Source organism: Gracilimonas mengyeensis, from assembly GCF_900182705.1.
Lineage (GTDB): Bacteria > Bacteroidota > Rhodothermia > Balneolales > Balneolaceae > Gracilimonas > Gracilimonas mengyeensis.
In genome coordinates, this window is the sequence record NZ_FXTP01000001.1 from 410,323 (window position 1) to 429,952 (window position 19,630).

The following is a 19,630-nucleotide window of genomic DNA, read 5'->3' on the forward strand; positions in this document are numbered from 1 at the left end:
ATTTTTTTTACAACACTAAAGAACTACATCATATCCTTACCAATAAACCACTTGAGTATTAGCGATGTAAGTATAGTAAATTTGAGAGGAGTTTGGTTAGTTTTAAGCTAGATTAATTAATCCAGAAAGCGATCTTTTTTATTCATGATCACCAATCATCAGAAAATAGAATTTGGCGAGGTCACGCTGATAGAAAAAGTTTCTATTAAGCCACCTTTTCGCTTGTCTTTTAATTTTCCGGATGAGGCTTGTTTCATTTACTTTGACAAGGGAAGCACTCAAATTAAAGCCCCATACGAACAAAAAGAAGTGCACAGCAAAGAGGCTGTTCTGTTGCGGTGCGGTACTTACTTTTCAGAGTTGTTACCAGGGCTTAATGAGGAAAGCTATACGATTCTTGTGTTCCATTTGCCCAAAAAGGTCATCCGGGAGATTTACCAGGAACACTTCCCGGTTTCAGCCCAGGCGGAGCAGGAGTCCTTTATTCGCAAAGTAGACCCCTCCAGTGTGCTGGAAGAATTCATCAATGGAATTCAATCGTATTTTCACAACCGGTCCATGCTAAGTGATGAGCTGCTGAAACTGAAAATACAGGAACTCATTTTGTTGCTCCAGAAAACGGGGAATACGACTTCACTTAGAAAATTATTCAATGAGACCTTTTCACCCGTGGAGGTAAACCTTAAGCAGGTGGTTCACAGTCATATATTTACCGATTGTACGGTGAGCGATCTCGCTGAATTATGCAATATGAGCCTGTCAACATTCAACCGGCAGTTTCGGAAGGTTTTTGATGACAGTCCTTCCAATTATCTGAAAAATAAACGACTGGATAAAGCCAAAGAGCTATTGCTTCACAGCAGCTTTTCCATCGGCGAAATAGCATTTAAGACCTGCTTCTACGATGCTGCCCATCTTTCTAATTCATTCAAAGATAAATTCGGATGCTCCCCTTCTGATTACCGAAAGAATTCCAACGAATGATATTTACAATGATTTGACGGGCTGATACAAAGGATTGCCCCTAAAATGAGCGATGTTTGTTTAAAGCAATTTGAAGAAAATTAAAACAGACATCATGGAAAAAACATACGGCCCCTGGGCACTTATAACCGGAGCTTCATCTGGAATTGGAAAAGAGTTTGCTTATCAACTGGCTTCTAAGGATATCAATTTGGTCCTTTCCTCCAGAAGAAAGCAGGTACTTGAAAAAATCGGTCGCGATGTACAGGAAAAATTTGGTATTCAATACCAGGCAATACGAGCTGATTTGTCAGAGGAAAATGCGGTGGATGAACTATTACAATCGGTTTCAGATTTGGACATTGGTCTGGTGGTATCCAATGCGGGCACGGGTAACCCGGGCGAATTCATTCATAAAAAAATGGATGACCTTTTGAGCATGATTCATACCAGCGTGCTCACTCACCTGAAAATATCCCATCACTTTGCCAATAAGTTCGTGGAACGTGGTCGAGGCGGGTTGATATTAGTCTCTGCCATGGGTGCAAAAAACGGACTTCCCTTTATGGCCAATGATGCCGGAACCAGAGCCTATATTCGCAGTTTGGGACTGGGACTTCACGAAGAATTAAGGAGATATAAGGTCAACGTAACCGTGCTGGAAACAACGCCAACCGATACCCCTATTGTGCCAGCCTTAGGCTTTGAAGCGGATAAAATGCCTCTTAACCCTATCAATACCAAACAGTGTGTGAAAGAAACACTCAGCGCTTTTCAAAAGAACCAACCGCTGGTGTTGCCGGGACGTAAATTCAGAATATTATCAGCATTAACACCTTCATCATTAATGAGAAAAATGAATGGAAAGATGTTGGCAAAAGGTAATGGTATAAACGGGTACTATTAATCAGGATGCAGATGCCAAAAACCACGGAATTTCGCTATCAATGAAAATTACGTCAGTCCGGGATAGAAATAGTCGTAGTGATACGTTTGTTGGCCTCAAAAACAATCAGCCCCCTTCCTTCGCAGGGATGGCGCAATAATAGTGAAGAGAATCAGCTGCGAATCAAATACTGCAGCTTCACAAAAAATTCCCGGTGGGTTTGATGATAGCCGCGGAAGCCATCATTGATGGTGTTTGAAAACTCGCGCTGATAGCTGGTCATGCCGATATAGAATTTGGTGAAGGCATTGGCTTTGTAATAAAACAGAGGATACACCTGTACCTCACTGTTAAAGGAATTGTACTCGGTGATGAGCCGCGCAAAAATACGCTTGCTGAAATTGTAACGGGTATTTACACGGTAAATATCACCTTTATAATAGGTTTCATTCCCTTTTTCTGCAGACAGTTTTGAGTAGTCATAATCAAACCCAAGCTGAAAACGTGGAGTGGGTTTTAAGGTGGCATTAGCAGAAATGTTGTAGCCAATTCCCAAGGTTGGATTACTACTGCTGCGGTTGATATTGCGGCCATATTCAAAACTGCCCCCAAAGGAAAAAGCATCCCAGGTATTAGAGCTAAAGCTGATGGTGCCACGATAAATATTCCGAAACATCTCTCCCCTGAAGCGCTCATCATTAACCGGTAGAAAGTTTAGGTTGATCTCATTCTGTCCTGTGAGTTTATTATTGAGTCGGACAAACATGAAGCGCTCCATAAACTGCCCATCAAAATCATATCGCCAGTTGCCGCTTACCCTGAGTGAGCCCTGTGATAACAAGTCGCCATCCGGGTAATAGGACAATCCCTGGCTGGCTTCAAATACCCGGCGATTCGTTCGATTGATGAACCCGGTTTGCGTTTGCAATGTGGGCGAATAGGCCGAATATCCCACCAAAAAATTGTAATACTTGGCCTCGCGGGCGAACTCGGTATTCACCAAGGTTCCGCCAAATTGCTGGCCATTGAAAGCTGCGTCATATTGGGTATCACCAAAACGCCGCGGATCGCTAAATACCCGCATATCATCCGGTTCCTTGGTGTTGGAGTATGCCAGCTGTCCCCTGAAATAGTAATTCGAAGCAACCAAAACATCCCAATCCACACTCCCCACATAGTTATGCCCTTCTGATTGATTTCGGGTTGTAAGCAGTCCGCCTACGTGAGATTCAGCTCTGATATTAAACTTTCCGCGTAGCACATTGTTGTAAGCCTCCATGCCGGTGCGTATAGAGCTGCTGCGATCGCGGCCCGGTATGATAAACGGCGCATTGCGATCATAGGCCGTTAAAAATGCGATGCTAAACCGATCGTTCTTTTGGGTGTACTTGGCTGCAGCCAGCGGATTATTGATGGTTCGCGAGTAATACAAATCTTCCCGGGTGTTAAACAGATCAGATCCCCTCACAAAAAAGGGTCGTTTTTCGGAGAAATACAGGGCAAAGGTTTCATTTACGCTGATTTGTGCGGCATCGGTTTCAACCTGGCTGAAATCGGGATTGATGACGGCCTCCAGCGAACTGTTGGTGGTGGGATTATAGGAGATACTCCCTCCGACTTTGGCTTCTACGGGATCGTTGTTAAAACCGGCATCCGGATCAGACAAATCATTCAGTGCTCCTCCCTGCGTAGCTGCCGCATAAGGAAGCAATTCTACTGTTTTCGCCCGCTCCATTCGCTGCATGTTGGCCAGGGTTCCGCTTTGGCATAGAAAGCAGGAATTGTCCATGCTCACGTCAGTCCAGGAAATTTGATACCGGTTATCCCGTGGATAATTGCGGATGAACTGAATGGCCCAGTCCTGTACCTCACTGTCGGGAAAATTGAAGCTTTTGAATGGAATCTTCATCACGGCGATGTAGCCCTCACCGTTTATGGAAGCTTCTGAATACCAAAGCGCATCAAAGTTGAAATCCTCGGAGGTAGCCGTGCGGGTGGCGTCCATTTGTATGCCCAGCGGGTTCACCACAAACTCATACGCTTGCTGGTTGTTGTTATAGGTGTCCAGAATGACGCCCACATAATCATCCCCATAATAACCATCCCTGTCCGTCACATTGGCCCTTATTTTGGAGGGATCAGGGTCATGACTCTCAAAACCGATGTAAAGATGATTTCGGCTGTATAATACTTTCACGTAGGTTTCAACCGGGGCGGCTTTCTCATCGTTGGGCTGACGCTGATGCTCAAGCGGTGTGGCTGCCGCCGCTTGCCAGAACGGATGACGCATGGTGCCGTCTATATCAAAATCGTTATCAATACTGAGGGGCTCGTATAGAAAAATATCTGCTCGCTGTGTGGGCTGGGCGAAGGCCTTACCAAATACCAATACCATGGGTACAATCAAGCTGAAACAAAGACTGTAAAGAGAAATCCGGCTCATAAAAACTAAAGTGACTCGCTGGGTTTAAGACTGGCAGAAAATAGCTGTTTGAGTCAGCGCCGTTTTATAAAAGTTGTATTTGTTGAGTCTGAATTGGAAATTTTGGATGTTGAATTTTGAATTGTTTTTGGGGTTGAGAGTCTCCCCTTTATTGTATCATAATGGCAGAACCAGGATTTGCAGGTGAATAGAAAATCCTGCTAATTCCTAAATCCTGAGCAATCCTGGTTCAAAAGAGAAAAGGAATCCCTAAACTGCCTGTCCCTTTCAATCGGTAGGACGGCTCTCTGCGGGATTAGATGTAAGCAAAGGTAAGTCAGCGTCAGACCGGGATACATTAAGCCCATCTCGAAACCCATCTGAGCGATAGCCGGGCTAATTGATGCTATGAAATCATTGTCTAACTCAAATCTTTCATGTATACGTTATCCGCGTTCCAGCGGAACGCCTGGTGGGCAGCATAATCTGGTGGGTAGCATAATAACGCCAGGCACAGAAAATTTTCGCCCTGATGGTTGATAGGTATGTGTGGGAAATCGAAAATTGGTCTGTAATTATTCCATTGGAAGTTATCGGTTGTAAGCTCTATCGTTATCCTCGTTACGAAGCTCTTGCTTCGTAATGCAGTCCCGGAAGCTCCAGCTTCCAGCCCACCGCAACTAAAATTTACTAAACCTTGAGTTAGGCTTGGTTGGATGTACTTCTCCAAGCTTAAATAATCATGTAGGGTAAACTTATATGCGATTAATCGATAGACCGATTTGCGATATGCGAAGCTTACCAGAGTGTAAGAGTAAGGATTAAAATAGAAAGAGAGGCTTCCCTAAAAGAAAAAACCACCAAACAAGGTATGTATGGTGGTTTGTCCTCGTTACGAAGCTCTTGCTTCGTAATGCATTCCCGGAAGCTCCAGCTTCCAGCCCACCGCAACGAAAATTTACTAAACCTTGAGTTCGGCTTGGTTGGATGTACTTCTCCAAACTTAAAAATTGATGTAGGGTAAACTGATATGCGATTAATCGATAGACCGATTTGCGATATGCGAACTTTTATCGGTTCCGTATTTTATGATTATTGTTGAAAAGGTGTAGAGATGCAGGTATTTCTCGCCGTTCCGATGCTTTCATGCATCAAATTGAAAGTGGGACAGGCTTCTCATCCGCTCCTTTTTAAATGTATGTGCATAAAAAAACCACAGAACATTGCTGAGCTGTGGTTTGAATATTAAATGGCGGAGAGGGAGGGATTCGAACCCTCGGTACCCCGTAGGGGGCACACTCGCTTTCCAGGCGAGCCCGTTCGACCGCTCTGGCACCTCTCCGTTTGTGTAAAAGTGAAGCGATTATCGAATCGAAGGGCGGCTAAGATAGAAGTTATTATAACCTATTTCAAAGTTTTTATAGCCCAATATTAAAACTATTTCTGACATAGGTTTTAACCGGCTCTCCATTATGCCGGGCCGGAGAAAAACGCCATTTGGAAGCGGCGGTCAATGTAGCCTCCATCAACCCATAGCCAATCTGGTTTACACGTTCAAAACTACCATTCTCATTCATTACCTCAATGCTTGAGATGGAGAGATCTTCTACCTTACCATCTTCACCAACTAAAAAGGTTACTTCTATGCGTGCCTTAACGTTAGCTCTTTTTGCCGCTTCCGGTACAGTGGGTTCTACAATACGAACTAAACCAGCCGGGCGGTCGGGACTGCCCACGATCTCCCCTTCTCCATCCACAGAAGAGGTACCGATTTCTCCCTGGGCATCTATATTGGTGAAGATCTCATCCATATCTGGAAAATCAATTTCTTCCTCGATAATCTCATCATTGGGAACAGGCACCGGAACTACCGGTTTAGGTGGAGACGCCGGGGCTGAACTTTGCCGGGTAATGATCGCCTCATCAATTAAAATCTCTTCGTTGCTGAAGGTATCAAATTCAGGCGGGGCTTCGGGAGCCTGGGCAGGCCAAAATGCAATCACCCCAATAACCATCAGTTCTGCACAAATCAGCGCCAGCATAAACCGGTGTTCATGCCGAAGGTCCTGATCATAAAAGGTCCAGAATGAGCGACTCAAGTAGATTGAATTTCTTTTAACTGCTGACCGATCAACTCCCGGGTATGTTCTTTCAGCTCTGTGAGCCCGTCAAAATCTGTGGGATCAATAGCGTCCAGAATCCGGAGTTTAAAATCAACATTGGGGTTAACGAGTTTGGAACCGGGCGGCATGGCTTTATAACCGCCGTCAATAGCCATAGGCTGTATCTTAAATCCGTATTCCATGGCCAATAGAAACGGACCGTTCTTAAACGGACGAAGCTTGCCATCAATTGTGCGGGTCCCTTCAGGAAAAATCATGACGGGCACCAAATCTTTTAACGGCTGTACCAGGTTAGATAATTTCTTAAGAGCCGTTTTACTGGAGCGATTGATAGTTAGATGTCCGGTGAGCCAAACCAGCCAGCCCATCACCGGAATATACGCCAAGCTTCGCTTTGACACCCATTTCATCTTCCAGGGCAAATGGTAGATCAACACCATATCCATAAAGCTCTGATGGTTTGATACAAAAATGGTAGGTTCGGAGGGATCAAACTTTTCGGTTCCTTCAAACTCCATGGTCCACTTGGGACTCGCCATCATCATGCATCGGGCCATAATTGAGAGCGTGAAATTAGGCGCTTTACGGTATTTATCGAAGGGAAAAGTAACCAGGAATACCAGCGATATAATGATAAAAAATACAAGAAAGAGAACGCAAAAGTACGTCCATAAAAAAATACTGAAGAGGGTTCGCATAACAAGAAATAAAATCTAAAACTTACTTAGAATCGATCTGTAGCAGGGCTTTTCGAACAAAACCGTTGTGTTCACTAAGAAGCTTTTTAGCATCAGAAGCGTTCAGGTTTTTTAGAGCCATAAGCAGGGCGGTTTTAACATGACCACCAGATGCCTCAAGCAACTGCCCGGCCCGCTCGTAATCGACATCCGCAAAGATAGTAATAATACGCTTGGCTCTCTCAACTAGTTTTTTGTTGGTGAGCATCAAATCCACCATCACGTTTTCATAAATCTTGCCCTGACGCACAAAAGCTCCCGTAGTAATCATATTCAGCACCATTTTTTGGGCTGTGGCACTTTTCATGCGCGTGCTGCCCATAATCACTTCCGGCCCGACAGGTACATCAATCAGGTAATCTACCTTAATATCAATTTGTTCGGCTGGAACTGTGGTTACAAAAACGGTTTTACAGCCACGTTTTTTAGCTTCATTCAGGGCGCCGTGCACGTAGGGTGTGCGTCCGCTGGCGGCCAGGCCACATACTACATCCGGTGGAGCCGTTTCAGCCTTATCTATTGCCTGTATGCCGTTTTCGGGATCATCCTCCGCTCCCTCCTGGGCCACAAACATAGCTTCTTTCCCGCCGGCGATAAATCCCTGTACCTGCTCAGGCGGTGAACCAAAAGTCGGGGGACATTCAGCAGCATCAAGAATTCCCAACCTTCCGCTGGTTCCTGCCCCGAAATACAACAAACGGCCTCCAAGTTGGAAGGCATCACTCACCAGCTCTATTACTTCTGCAATCACATCCAGGCGCTGCTCTACGCTTTCAGCCACCTTTTGATCTTCCCGGTTGATTATCTCTGCTATCTCGAGCGGCGAAGCCAAATCAATCCCCATACTTTGAGGATTTCTTTTCTCCGTAATGAGTTTCTCCAGCTTGTGATACAGTTTTTTGTTTACCTCTTGATCTGACAAAATTATCCTCTATGCCCTTCTCTTTTTCCACCACTGACTGGCTTCGCGATGATCATCCACCAACGCCTTCTGCTTTGTACCTGAAGACTCTCCACTTTGCGCATTTTTTAGCAAGGCCGCTGCGAGTGCTACATCACTTTCATCTTGCTTAGGTTGCATTTTCTCCGGCGTGAAATGATCGGGGACAAAATGGGTATCGTATTCGGCATTTATGAATGCGGGATGATTGAGGGTAAACTCACAAAATGGGATGGTGGTTTTGCATCCTGCAATTTCATATTCGTCCAATGCCCGGAGCATGCGTTTGCGGGCAATTTCCCGTGTGGGACCATGAACGCTCAACTTGGAAATCATGGGGTCGTAGTTGATGGTTATTTTTTGCCCCTCTTCCACCCCGGCATCAACCCGAACCCCGGAGCCTGTCGGAACGCGATGCTTCTTCAGCAATCCTGTGCTGGGCAGGAATTTGTCGGCAGGATCTTCCGCATAAATTCGGCATTCAATGGCGTGACCATCAATGGATAAATCGTCTTGTTCAAAAGGCAGCTCTTTGCCTTCTGCTACTAAAATTTGCAGGGCCACTAAATCTACTCCACTGATCATTTCCGTCACGGGATGCTCCACCTGCAGACGCGTATTCATTTCCAGGAAGTAGAAATCAAGGTTTTTGTCCACCATAAACTCAATGGTTCCCGCACCGATATAATCACAAGCCCGTGCCGCTTTGATGGCTGCTTCCGCCATTTTGGAACGCAGCTCAGGAGTAAGAATAGCGCAAGGTGCTTCTTCAATCACTTTTTGATGGCGTCGCTGCACCGAACATTCCCGGTCAAAAACATGGAGAATCTTGCCATGGGTATCGGCAATAATCTGGAATTCAACGTGTCGCGGTTGCTCGAGATATTTCTCTATATAGATGCGATCATCCCCAAAGGCATTGCGTGCTTCCGATTTTGCGGCTTTGATACTGGCCTCAAACTCTTCTTTCTTATGCACGATGCGCATCCCTTTTCCACCTCCACCCGCAGCAGCTTTCACCAAAATGGGATAGCCGATATCATCGGCCACACGGCGGGCTTCTTCAATATCCTTAAGCTCGCTTTTAAGTCCGGGGGGCGTGGGGATACCGGCTTGCGTAACCAACTCGCGGGCTTCGGTCTTGTCCCCCATCAAACTTATGGCTTTGGGTTTTGGCCCGATGAAGATGATGCCCTCTTTTTCACAACGCTCTGAGAAGCTGGCGTTTTCACTCAAAAATCCATAGCCGGGATGGATGGCATCGGCCCCGGTCTGTTTGGCGGCATCGATGATTTTATCAATCACCAGGTAACTTTCCGATGAAGCCGCTTCCCCAATAAAAACGGATTCATCCGCATGAAGTACGTGTGGGGAATCTGCATCGGGACGAGAGTACACCGCTACGGATTCAATGCCCAGTTCTTTACAGGTATGGATAACACGCAAGGCTATTTCGCCCCGGTTGGCCACAAGTATCTTCTTTATATCCGCCATAAAATCCCTATTTGATGATATGATATGTTCAGAAAAAAATGTACCAACCGGTATTTATGCAAGCGCTTTCAACAGGTGAGTACTTGCTCAATAATAGGGCTTTAACGATTGATTCTCCAAGTAGTTTAACAGCTTTTTAGTTAGCTGTTTTCATATCAATTAAAACACGGGGAAGAATAGAAAGCTTTTCGGTGTAATTGAGGTAGGCTCGGTTGTTAAATACACTGTAGCCATTCTCTTCAATCTTGTCCAGAATGCGGCTGTAATTATACCTGGCAAGATAAACGGGTAACTGGCTGTCGTTTGATAATAAAGGAATACCCATGTCAGCGCGATCGTAATAGTCCCGGGCACGCTGTATCTGAAATTTCATCAACTTGATGAAGTTGTCGTTTTTCTTTCGGGCAAAAAGCTCGTTTTCGGTGATATTAAATCGCTCCAGATCCTCCTGAGGTAAATAAATTCGTCCTCGTTGTAAATCTTCGCCCACATCCCGCAAAATATTGGTCAATTGCATAGCGATACCCAAATCAACGGCGTAATCCAGTGCTTCTTTATCAACATAGCCAAAAACCTCGCTGGTCATCAGCCCAACCACAGAAGCAACTTTATATGAATAGTCATAGACTTCCTCAAAAGTCTCGAACCTGTTTTTAAATAAATCCGTCTTCACCCCTTCCATCAATTCAAAGGGTAATTCCATAGAAATAGAGTATTTCTTCAGGGTATCAGCAAAGGCTTGCAGAATTGGATCATCAACTCTCCTGCCTTCATAGACATCAATCAATCTTTCCCCGAACTGAGCCAGCTTTTCATCAATTTCTTCTTCGGTGATGGCTCGGTTGTCTACAAGATCTTCCGCCTCGTCCACCAGATCATCGAGATATCGGCAGAGCCCGTATATAGCAAAAATACCGCGCTGCTTCTCATTCGGGAGAAAGCGGGTAGCCATATAAAAAGTTTTAGCGTGCTTTTTTGTGATGACCCGGCAATGGGTATAGGCCTCCTTCAAGCTGTCATCTTTCAAATCATCGATCACGGAACGATGAAAAGATGTACGCTCGTAGAGCGGTCTAAAAAGGTGATATGGAATTCGTAGAATATTTGTCATGGTAAACGCCTCTCACCTGCATAAGCCAAATGTTTAAGTAAAAAGTTCCCGCCACAAAGAGTTATTTCATTATTTTCACTATAACATTTTGAAAGGAAGATGTTTATACTTGGAGTATATCATAAATTAACATTGGATTGATATTTTCCTACAGAATATTAATTTCGGTTTTTGATTCACGCTAATTAATTGAGGCAAAATGAGTAAGAGTAAAAAAGTAACCATCTACGAAGTAGCCAAACGGGCCGAGGTTGCAATTTCCACCGTAAGTCGAGTGCTCAATGGTTCCGAAAATGTGTCTAAAGCAACGAAAGAAAAAGTTGAAAAAGCGATACAAGAGCTCAATTTCCGGCCACAGGTTAGTGCCAGAAAGTTAGCGAGTAAAGAACCCCAAATGCTCGCCATTGCGGTTCCTTCTTTTACTACTCCTTATTTTAATGAGGTGTTGAAAGGGGTGAAAGACGAAATCAAAAAGATGGATCTCGATATTATCATGTATAATACCGGTTCTAAAGATCCTGAAGAAGGCGTTCAAAACTTCTTTGACCGGGGCACGGCCGATGCTGTTATTCTTCTCTCTATCAACTTAAGCCCTAAAGTACATGAGTTGATTCAAGCTACACAGACCCCTGCGGTATTGGTGAACTCTTCCCATCCCTCCTACAATTACTTTATGCTTAATGATTACCAGGGTGGATACCTTGCCGGTGAGCATTTGGTGAAACAAGGATTTCAGCGTCTTGGAATGATCACCAGTATCCTGGAAACCAGCACGTCTAAAGAACGCATTCGTGGTTTCAAAGACGCTCTCAAAAACTATAAGATGGAAATCGACAAGGAGCTCTTTATGAGCGGCGATACCACCAAGCATGGCGGATATACCGAAGAAGCCGGCTTTGAAGCTATCTATAAGTATGAGAAGCAGGGTAAATTCCCCGATGCCATTTTCTGCTCTAACGATACCATGGCCGTGGGTGCCCTCTATGCCCTATCCAAATTAGGCATGGATGTACCGGAAGACATAGCCGTTATGGGATACGACAACATCAAACTGAGTAAATATTTGGAGCTGACCACCATTGATCAAAAGATGTACACTATTGGCGTTCAGGCTACCAAACGACTCGCAGAAATAATTACGAAACCAGACGATCAGCTGTATCAAACCACCATCAACCCGGTATTGGTACAACGCGGATCTACTGAAAACAAGAAATAAGCTCTTGGACACCGATATATCTACGCAGGAAGCCCTCTTTCATTGTATCACTGAAACACAGGTTGAAGGATTCCCCGACCCTTATAAAGGCAAAGTACGGGAAGTATACACACTGGATGGTAATACTCTCGGTATTGTAGTCAGTGACCGGATTTCGGCTTTCGATTATATCATGCGGCAGGCCATTCCTTTTAAAGGACAGATTCTGAATCAGCTTGCGGCTTTTTCTTTTGAGAAAGTGAAGGATATCGTTGCTACTCATGTCATTGATGTACCCCATCCCAATGTCACCATCGCCAAGAAATGTGAGCCTGTACCTATTGAAGTGGTTGTTCGCGGATACCTGACGGGCCACGCCTGGCGTGAATACAAAGCTGGAAAACGCAAACTTTGTGGGGTTGCTATGCCCAACGGCCTGAAAGAGCATGATCGTTTCCCTTCTCCCATTCTCACTCCGGCTACCAAAGCTGAAGAAGGCCATGATGAAGATATCTCGGAAGAAGAAATTTTGTCCCGTGGAATTGTGTCTGCAGGCCTTTGGAATGAAATCAAAGAAACAGCCTTCGCCCTATTTGAACGGGGAACGCAGGTAGCTGCTGAACAGGATTTAATCCTTGTGGATACCAAGTATGAATTTGGCACCTTTAACGGTGAGCTGACCTTAATTGATGAAGTCCATACCACGGATTCTTCCCGATATTTCTATAAGGATGGCTACGAAGAGCGTCAGGCTAAAGGAGAGCCTCAAAAACAGTTATCCAAGGAATTTCTGCGTGAATGGCTGATGGAGCATGACTTTCAAGGAAAAGAAAACCAAACCCTGCCCGATTTACCGGATGATTTTCGCATGGAGGTTTTTGAACGCTATGCAGAATTGTTTGAAATGCTAACTGGCAAAGCCTTTGAACCGTACCTGGAAAAGGATATCAATATAAAACTTAAAGATATTTTTGAAGCTGCTGTGTAATCAACAGCCCTTCCTATCACAAAGAACATCTCAGTTCATGACCGATAAAGCCAACCTGCTCGCTAAGTTCGAACAAATTCAGGAATATTGGACTCCTAAAATTATTGCCGAAACCAACGGTCAGCTGGTAAAACTCGCCAAGCTCAGAGGTGAATTTATCTGGCATAATCATGAAAATGAGGACGAACTATTTTATGTAGTAAAAGGCGAGCTTCTTTTGCGCTTCAAAGACCGGGAAATCCAACTTACTGAAGGTGATTTATATGTGGTTCCTGCCGGTGAAGATCATCTCCCCATAGCACCTGAAGAATGTTGGGTGATGCTGGTTGAGCCTGCTGCCACCAAACACACCGGTGATGTTAGCGACGAACGCACGGTTGATGTTGATGATCAAGAGTGGATTTAAGACGGGCTGCTTCCCTTCCCTGATCTTATTTCTATGAAACTACTTACTTCTTTATAGAGGCTTCATTTTTGGATGTTATAGTAAATATGCTACGCGCATTATTATTGTAACAATCATAAAATACGCCCAGCCGGATGTCACTTGCTTCTACTCTATCTCCTGCCAATGAATTACAAGAAGAACTCTCAAGGCTGAAAAAAGAATATCACCGGAACTGCATGTTCGCGAAATATCCGCCGGTGAAAACTCTCGACTTTTCCTTCAACGATGATGGGGCGTTGACAGGGAAGGCAACCTTTGGCAAAGAGCATCAAAGTTATGACCATAGGGTACATGGCGGGCTCATTGCTGCCATAGTGGATGCCGGGATGACCCAATGCCTTATGGGACATTCTATTATTGCTTATACCGTAGATTTGGCTGTTCGCTATTATGAACCGGTAGTACTCCACCGGGAAACACAATTTGAGATAAAATTAACGGACTGCAAGAGAGACCGTATTTTTTGGTTGGATTGTATCATCACACAAGATGGAATAACGAAAGCCAAAGCTACCTCACGTTTTTTTGGTCAGCCTGAGGAATTCATTTGATCACAGATTCAAGGATTACACTAATTTTTTTGCTTCAAAGAAATCTAAGCTCAACAATTTTAAAATCCTTAAACAAATTTAAGTTAATACTCCTAAGCGACTGTAAGTCAGTTGATTAAGATAATACTTAATTAGCTACTATTTCTTCTCACCCATCAATCGTTTGCGGAAAAACCAGACGAGGAACAGAGCCAGTCCCCACTGAACTATTACAGTCATAACTGAAAATGGACTCAAGGGGTTGTACCAGGTATCAGGTGCGTAGCTGGTTGCCGACAGATACATCCACCAGCCCAAGAGTGTCACCACTTCCACTGGTACTACGTATTTAATGATGATCTCCCACCATTTACCCAGCGTAGCAGATCTTTCCTCGGTATTGATAAGTTCACTGCGGAATTTTCCGATTCCGTATTTTATCACCGCATAGGAAATAAGTGCACCGGAAACCATCAACCCAACGCCCCAAACAAAATCCTGGTTGGCGAAGAAGGTGAGATTCAACGCAGATGGGATACCAAAACCAAAACCGGCCCCGCAAATTACCATGGTGGCACGCTTACGGTTAGCGCCCATATCAACAAACACTTTCACGGCCAGCTCAATCATGGAAATAAGCGAGCTGAAAGCGGCAAAGGTGAGTCCCAGGAAGAACAAAATGGCAAAGATATTACCACCGCCCATAGTTGCGAACAACTGAGGCATCCAGATAAAGGTCAGACCTGTTGAAGCAGGACCAGAGGTCTGCATAACATTCAGGATTTCAGCATTACTCATATCGGCACTTAGCGTACCAAACACTGTTGAGAAAATAATAACCGCCGCTAATAACGAGACCATATTATTACCAATACCCGTTTGAAAGGCACTGATGGTTATATCATCGGTTTTGCGCATATAGGCTGCATAGGTCAGGATTAATCCCCAGGCGGCCCCGGTATCCCAGGCATTCTGGGTAAGTGCCTCCAGCCATATTTCAGGGTTTTTGAGGGTATCCCAATCTGGGGTAAACAGATATTCGACACCAATGCCACTTCCCTCCAGCGAAAGGGCTTTAAATAACGAAATGATAAGCACAAGGAGCAACGAGGGAATCAAAACCTTGTTGACTCTTTCAATGGAAGAAATGCCTTTAATAACAATAAATCCGCCCACGCCCATCACAATGGCATGTCCAATCAGAGGCCAGTTTGATCCCTGGAACCCTTCCCAAATGGCATTGGCCTGGCTTAAATCAGCTGGTAACGCTGTTCCTATGGATGTTATCAGGTAATACAAACACCAGCTTGCCACTACACTATAATAGAACATGATGGCCGTTGCTACAAAACCGACGAAGCCTCCCAGCCATCCACTTTTCTTTCCAATCAATGCTACAAAAGAACCCACGACGCCCTTTCGACCGTTTCGTCCCATCCCATATTCGGCAATAATCAGCGGGATGGACCAAAGCAGTAAAAAACAAAGCCAGGCCACCAAGAAAGCTCCGGCACCCTCATCTCCCCCATTTTGAGCGGCTATACGGGGAAATCTCCAGATATTTCCGGTTCCGATGGCTATCCCTAAAACACTTAATATAAGTCCGAGTTTTGAGGAAAATCTTTCTTTCGTAGAATCTGGCATGCAAAAATTATTTAAAGTTTATAATAGCGTGCGGGCTTCTCCGTTTTCTTGCGGGAAGTTTCCCAATCTTATGTATCTTGCATTTTGAATAAAATCAGGCTGTGCTTATAATTGCGAGCCTATCTTAAAAGGTATTAGACGAATATCCAAGAACTTTTTTGAGCCGTTAAACAATATTACATGTTATCAGACCACAAAAAAACCAACCGGTACTTAGCACTATTTACGTTTTTTGTCTCATTAATAATCTATGCGCTTACGGTAGCCCCCACGGCCAGTTTTTGGGATGCCGGTGAGTTCATCGCCGTAGCCCATGGCTTGCAGGTGAATCACCCTCCTGGAGCCCCCTTCTACTCCCTGGTAGGACGTATTTTCTCGATGTTTATGCCCACCAGCTATGTGGCACTTAGCATCAACTTTATTAGTGTGTTAAGCTCGGCCCTAACCGTGATGTTTTTGTACCTGATTGTGGTGCGGCTGGTCCGCGAATGGAAAGGTCATCCTGATGAATTTCCTTTCGTTGAAAAGATTGGAGTATATGGTGGTGCCCTTGTCGGAGCTTTAACCTTTGCTGTCACCGATACCTTTTGGTTCAGTGCTGCTGAAGCTGAAGTTTATGCCATGTCTATGTTTTTCACTTCATTTGTGGTATGGCTGGCGCTGAAGTGGTCTGAAAATTACGATGAGCCGTACAGTGAACGCTGGCTGGTATTGATTGCCTACATGTTTGGATTGGCGATCGGTGTGCACTTGCTCAACGTGCTGGCACTTTTCTTTGTAGCCCTTATTATTTATTTCAAATTCCGTGAGTTTGAATGGAAGTCCTTCCTGTTGATGGGAGTCGGGGCTGTAATTGCCTTTCTGACTATCTATCCGTTTACCATTCAGATACTGCCATCAATCGCCAACGGTGCAGATGAAGCAACCTATGGGCTTATCAATCCGCTGGTTTTCATATTTTTCTTTATGGCTGCTGTGGCTTATGCGGTTTATTATACCCATAAAAAGAAAATGCGCCTGGCCAACATCATCGCTATTAGTTATGCCATGATTTTGATCGGTTTTTCTTCTTATTCGGTAATCATGATCCGCTCCATTGCCAATCCCCCCATTGATGAAAATGATCCAGAGACTGTTGAATCTTTCATTAGCTATCTAAAGCGCGAACAGTATGGTGCTACGCCTATCCTGAAAGGAAGCACCTACGACGACCAAACAGGTCGCATCAATCGTGACGAAGAAACCCTTTTTCCCCGGCGGTATTCACCGGATCCGCGTCATATGGATTATTATTCACGATATGAGTCTGACTGGCAGTTCTTCTGGGATTACCAAGTAAACCATATGTATGTACGCTACTTCAACTGGAACTTTATTGGACGGGAGGCTGATATACAGGATGCGGGTTGGCAATCCGGATTCACGGAAGAAGAGTACCCCAATAATTTTGCCAGTAACTATTATTTCTTTATCCCCTTCCTGCTTGGTTTATTTGGGATGATATTTCATTTCACCCAAGACTGGAAGCGGGCCTTTGCCATACTCACCTTATTCATCGTAACGGGGCTCGCTATTATCGTGTTCCTCAATCAAACCCCCTATCAGCCGCGGGAGCGGGATTATGCCTATGTAGGCTCGTTCTTCGCGTTTTCTATTTGGATAGGCTTGGGCGTGACGGCTCTGGTGGAACTTTTCAACAGCTACGTGAAGGATAATAAAGCCGTTGGTATAGCCACTGTATTACTATGTCTGGTAGCCTCACCGGTTTGGATGGGTTATCAAAACTGGGACGATCACGACCGAAGCAACCGGTACATCGCGCCTGATTATGCCCGTAACCTGCTGGAATCTACCGCTCCCAACTCCATCCTGTTTACTAATGGGGATAACGACACCTTCCCGCTTTGGTATCTGCAGGAAGTGGAAGGCGTTCGTACCGATGTACGTATTGTCTGTCTCAGCCTCTTGAATACCGATTGGTACATCAAGCAGCTTCGCGACCAATGGTCTCACGAATCTGCGCCATTGCCAATTTCTCTGTCTGATGAGGAAATAGAGCGCGTAACCTCCGGTATTTCACAATGGCAGCCTAAGAATATTGAAATCCCTGTGGACAAAGATATGCTGAAAGAGGCTTTTTCTGCCGATCCGCAGTACAAAGAAGCTATAGGGGTAAAACCTGATACTAACCTTTCCATCCTGCAACACGGTATTGATTTTGAAATGCCGGTTGATTCACTGGATGAAATGGTAAGCTGGCGCCTTAATGGCCGCCAGTACGGGCAAGACCGTCAGGGCAATATGGTGTATTACCTGCAGACTCAGGATCACCTGATTCTGGATATACTGCGCACCAACGACTGGCTGCGACCCGTTTATTTTGCCAACACGGTTTCAACACAGAGTCAGCTTAACCTGCATGATTACTTCCGCACAGAAGGTAAAGCCTACCGTGTAGTGCCCAAAAACTTTGGCGGTGGCCGTGACGGTTACATGGATCCCCAGATCTTTACCGACCGTCTGGAGAATTTCTACTTCCGTGAGTGGGGTGATCCCGATCTGTATCTGGATGAAAACATCCGTCGCATGCTCAGCAATTACCGTTTTAATTTCATGCAGCTAGCTTCGGTTTACAACGAGCAAGGGAAACCTGACAGCGCTGCTTACTGGTTGAAATGGGGCGAGGAACGGGTCCCCTTCCGTAAGGATGAAGAGAATCAATCCGTTCGTCTGCTGTATGCCGTGCGATATGCTCAAGTTGGTCTCGAGGAAGACGGAGCCCGCCTTGCAAACGATGCAATTGACGAGCTTTATGAAGAGCTTGAGTCCAGATCTACTCGATTTAGTGAGCTTCAGGAAGAATACATGCAGCTTGGGCAGGAATTCCAAAATGCACGAAATTCTGGTGATGTTCGCGCACAACGTAACATACGTACTGAGCTGAACACCCTATCCAGTCGTGCCCAAAATGCGGGTCGGAACGTAGCCAGTGCACGTCAAAATCTGGTACTGGTACAATATGTATATTATCAGGCCGGTGAAACAGAAAAAGCCGATTCAATCGCCACCAGAGTAAATGAGATCGTTTCTGCTGAGTTTCCTCCGATGCCATCATCCAAAGAAGCCAGCGAACAGGAAATCATGAGATACGGCATTAATTAATATTCGTTTAAAATGAATGTTGCTTGCCGTATATTCATCCAACACTAATTACGCATTATGATTCATCAGTTTACCAAAGAAAATATTGACGCCATAGGAAAGGTACTCGGAAGCACTCCAAAACCACTTGGAAACGATGTATTTCGTTTTGAAGTAAAAGGAGAAGAAGGCGCTCGGAAGCTGGCCCTTGAAATTCACCTGGGTCTTGAGGTAAATGACGAACAGATGAACATGGTTTCGGTATATGCCTACAATACATTTTTACAACTGCACAACTGCACGGCTTTCATAGCCAGTGAAATGTTGCAGCAGGTTACATTTTTCGGCAAGTCCGGGGATAAAACTTCCGGTCTCATTGTTGAAAAGGCAGCTGGTTGCAGCCTCTACGCCAATGTAGATAATGCTATCATTTCCGGCGACTTCACCCAACTTCCCGAAGACCTGATGATGTGTGGTATTGCCCTGTCGCTTACCGAGTCCATGGACGACGATTTCTCATTCTAACTTCTTGCGCATTTGAGCACTCAAACTCCCGTCATTCAGCTTTTTAATGAGAGCAATGAGGAGATCCCTGTTACCCTGAAACAGGCACATGGTGTCCTCAATCAAATTGCTGACCACGAAGAAGTAGGTTTTGCCATGGTTGAGTTGGTGTATGTGGATGAAGAAGAAATTGTTCGCATCAACAAGGAGCACCTGGAGCGTGATTATGTCACTGATATCATCACTTTTCGGTATGATGAAGGAGAAGAGACCGGTGATGATACCGCCATTGAAGGTACGATGTTCTGCTGTGCCCCGCGCATCAAGGAGCAAGCGGGCGAATTTAACGAACCTTTGGAGCGAGAGTTTCTGCGCATCATCATCCACGGCCTTCTCCATCTTGCCGGTTATGATGATCAAAGCGAAAAAGAAAAAACCCATATGACCACCTTAGAAAACAAGTACCTGGAGCTGGCCGGCAACAACAAATAATAAAAAGCT

General features: G+C 44.9%; 16 protein-coding genes and 1 tRNA gene. 9 read left to right on the forward strand and 8 right to left on the reverse strand.

Annotation, left to right across the window (positions count from 1 at the left end; all coding sequences use genetic code 11):
* The first annotated feature begins 144 nt into the window (after window positions 1-144).
* Window positions 145-984, forward strand: coding sequence for a helix-turn-helix domain-containing protein (locus FN815_RS01725; protein WP_142452866.1), 840 nt, complete (start codon window positions 145-147; stop codon window positions 982-984).
* A gap of 94 nt (window positions 985-1,078) precedes the next feature.
* Complete coding sequence (locus FN815_RS01730; protein ID WP_142452867.1) at window positions 1,079-1,870, forward strand: SDR family NAD(P)-dependent oxidoreductase; 792 nt, start codon at window positions 1,079-1,081, stop codon at window positions 1,868-1,870.
* Window positions 1,871-2,021: 151 nt separating this feature from the next.
* Here FN815_RS01730 and FN815_RS01735 read toward each other — a convergent pair whose 3' ends face one another.
* The 7 genes from FN815_RS01735 to FN815_RS01765 all read right to left on the reverse strand — a co-directional run bounded on the left by FN815_RS01735 (window position 2,022) and on the right by FN815_RS01765 (window position 10,676).
* On the reverse strand, window positions 2,022-4,292 hold the full coding sequence (locus FN815_RS01735) for a carbohydrate binding family 9 domain-containing protein (RefSeq protein WP_142452868.1): 2,271 nt from the start codon (window positions 4,290-4,292) through the stop codon (window positions 2,022-2,024).
* Between the two features lie 1,229 nt (window positions 4,293-5,521).
* A tRNA-Ser gene (locus FN815_RS01740) sits at window positions 5,522-5,613 on the reverse strand.
* A gap of 76 nt (window positions 5,614-5,689) precedes the next feature.
* Entirely contained in the window at window positions 5,690-6,370 is a 681-nt protein-coding gene (locus FN815_RS01745; RefSeq protein ID WP_142452869.1) for an energy transducer TonB, read from the reverse strand.
* Window positions 6,367-6,951, reverse strand: a complete 585-nt coding sequence (locus FN815_RS01750) for a lysophospholipid acyltransferase family protein (RefSeq protein WP_246075100.1) — start codon at window positions 6,949-6,951, stop codon at window positions 6,367-6,369. Before FN815_RS01750 ends, FN815_RS01745 begins: the two co-directional genes overlap by 4 nt.
* A 163-nt stretch (window positions 6,952-7,114) precedes the next feature.
* Window positions 7,115-8,056 (reverse strand): N-acetylmuramic acid 6-phosphate etherase, encoded by a 942-nt coding sequence (gene murQ / locus FN815_RS01755; protein WP_221930219.1) that lies wholly within the window; start codon window positions 8,054-8,056, stop codon window positions 7,115-7,117.
* 6 nt (window positions 8,057-8,062) lie between these two features.
* On the reverse strand, window positions 8,063-9,565 hold the full coding sequence (locus FN815_RS01760; protein WP_142452872.1) for an acetyl-CoA carboxylase biotin carboxylase subunit: 1,503 nt from the start codon (window positions 9,563-9,565) through the stop codon (window positions 8,063-8,065).
* A 136-nt stretch (window positions 9,566-9,701) separates the two neighbouring features.
* Entirely contained in the window at window positions 9,702-10,676 is a 975-nt protein-coding gene (locus tag FN815_RS01765; protein WP_142452873.1) for a phytoene/squalene synthase family protein, read from the reverse strand.
* Between the two features lie 199 nt (window positions 10,677-10,875).
* On the opposite strand from FN815_RS01765, the gene FN815_RS01770 reads away from it, so the two are divergent.
* The 4 genes from FN815_RS01770 (at window position 10,876) to FN815_RS01785 (ending at window position 13,861) form a co-directional block, all read left to right on the forward strand.
* The gene (locus FN815_RS01770) at window positions 10,876-11,895 is read left to right on the forward strand and encodes a LacI family DNA-binding transcriptional regulator (RefSeq protein ID WP_142452874.1); all 1,020 of its coding nucleotides are present in this window, start codon (window positions 10,876-10,878) and stop codon (window positions 11,893-11,895) included.
* Window positions 11,896-11,899: 4 nt separating this feature from the next.
* The gene (locus tag FN815_RS01775) at window positions 11,900-12,862 is read left to right on the forward strand and encodes a phosphoribosylaminoimidazolesuccinocarboxamide synthase (RefSeq protein ID WP_142452875.1); all 963 of its coding nucleotides are present in this window, start codon (window positions 11,900-11,902) and stop codon (window positions 12,860-12,862) included.
* A gap of 37 nt (window positions 12,863-12,899) precedes the next feature.
* A complete protein-coding gene (locus FN815_RS01780; RefSeq protein WP_142452876.1) occupies window positions 12,900-13,268 on the forward strand; it encodes a cupin domain-containing protein in 369 nt (122 codons plus the stop codon).
* Between the two features lie 134 nt (window positions 13,269-13,402).
* Window positions 13,403-13,861, forward strand: coding sequence for a PaaI family thioesterase (locus FN815_RS01785; RefSeq protein WP_142452877.1), 459 nt, complete (start codon window positions 13,403-13,405; stop codon window positions 13,859-13,861).
* A gap of 138 nt (window positions 13,862-13,999) precedes the next feature.
* On the opposite strand, the gene FN815_RS01790 is transcribed toward FN815_RS01785, so the two are convergent.
* Entirely contained in the window at window positions 14,000-15,484 is a 1,485-nt protein-coding gene (locus FN815_RS01790; protein WP_142452878.1) for a sodium-dependent transporter, read from the reverse strand.
* 180 nt (window positions 15,485-15,664) lie between these two features.
* On the opposite strand from FN815_RS01790, the gene FN815_RS01795 reads away from it, so the two are divergent.
* From FN815_RS01795 to ybeY, 3 genes are read left to right on the forward strand one after another with little or no spacing between them, the layout of a single operon-like run.
* Complete coding sequence (locus tag FN815_RS01795) at window positions 15,665-18,646, forward strand: protein O-mannosyl-transferase family (RefSeq protein ID WP_142452879.1); 2,982 nt, start codon at window positions 15,665-15,667, stop codon at window positions 18,644-18,646.
* Window positions 18,647-18,703: 57 nt separating this feature from the next.
* Complete coding sequence (locus FN815_RS01800) at window positions 18,704-19,150, forward strand: hypothetical protein (protein ID WP_142452880.1); 447 nt, start codon at window positions 18,704-18,706, stop codon at window positions 19,148-19,150.
* A gap of 12 nt (window positions 19,151-19,162) precedes the next feature.
* The gene (gene ybeY, locus FN815_RS01805) at window positions 19,163-19,621 is read left to right on the forward strand and encodes an rRNA maturation RNase YbeY (protein ID WP_246075102.1); all 459 of its coding nucleotides are present in this window, start codon (window positions 19,163-19,165) and stop codon (window positions 19,619-19,621) included.
* Window positions 19,622-19,630: the final 9 nt, after the last annotated feature.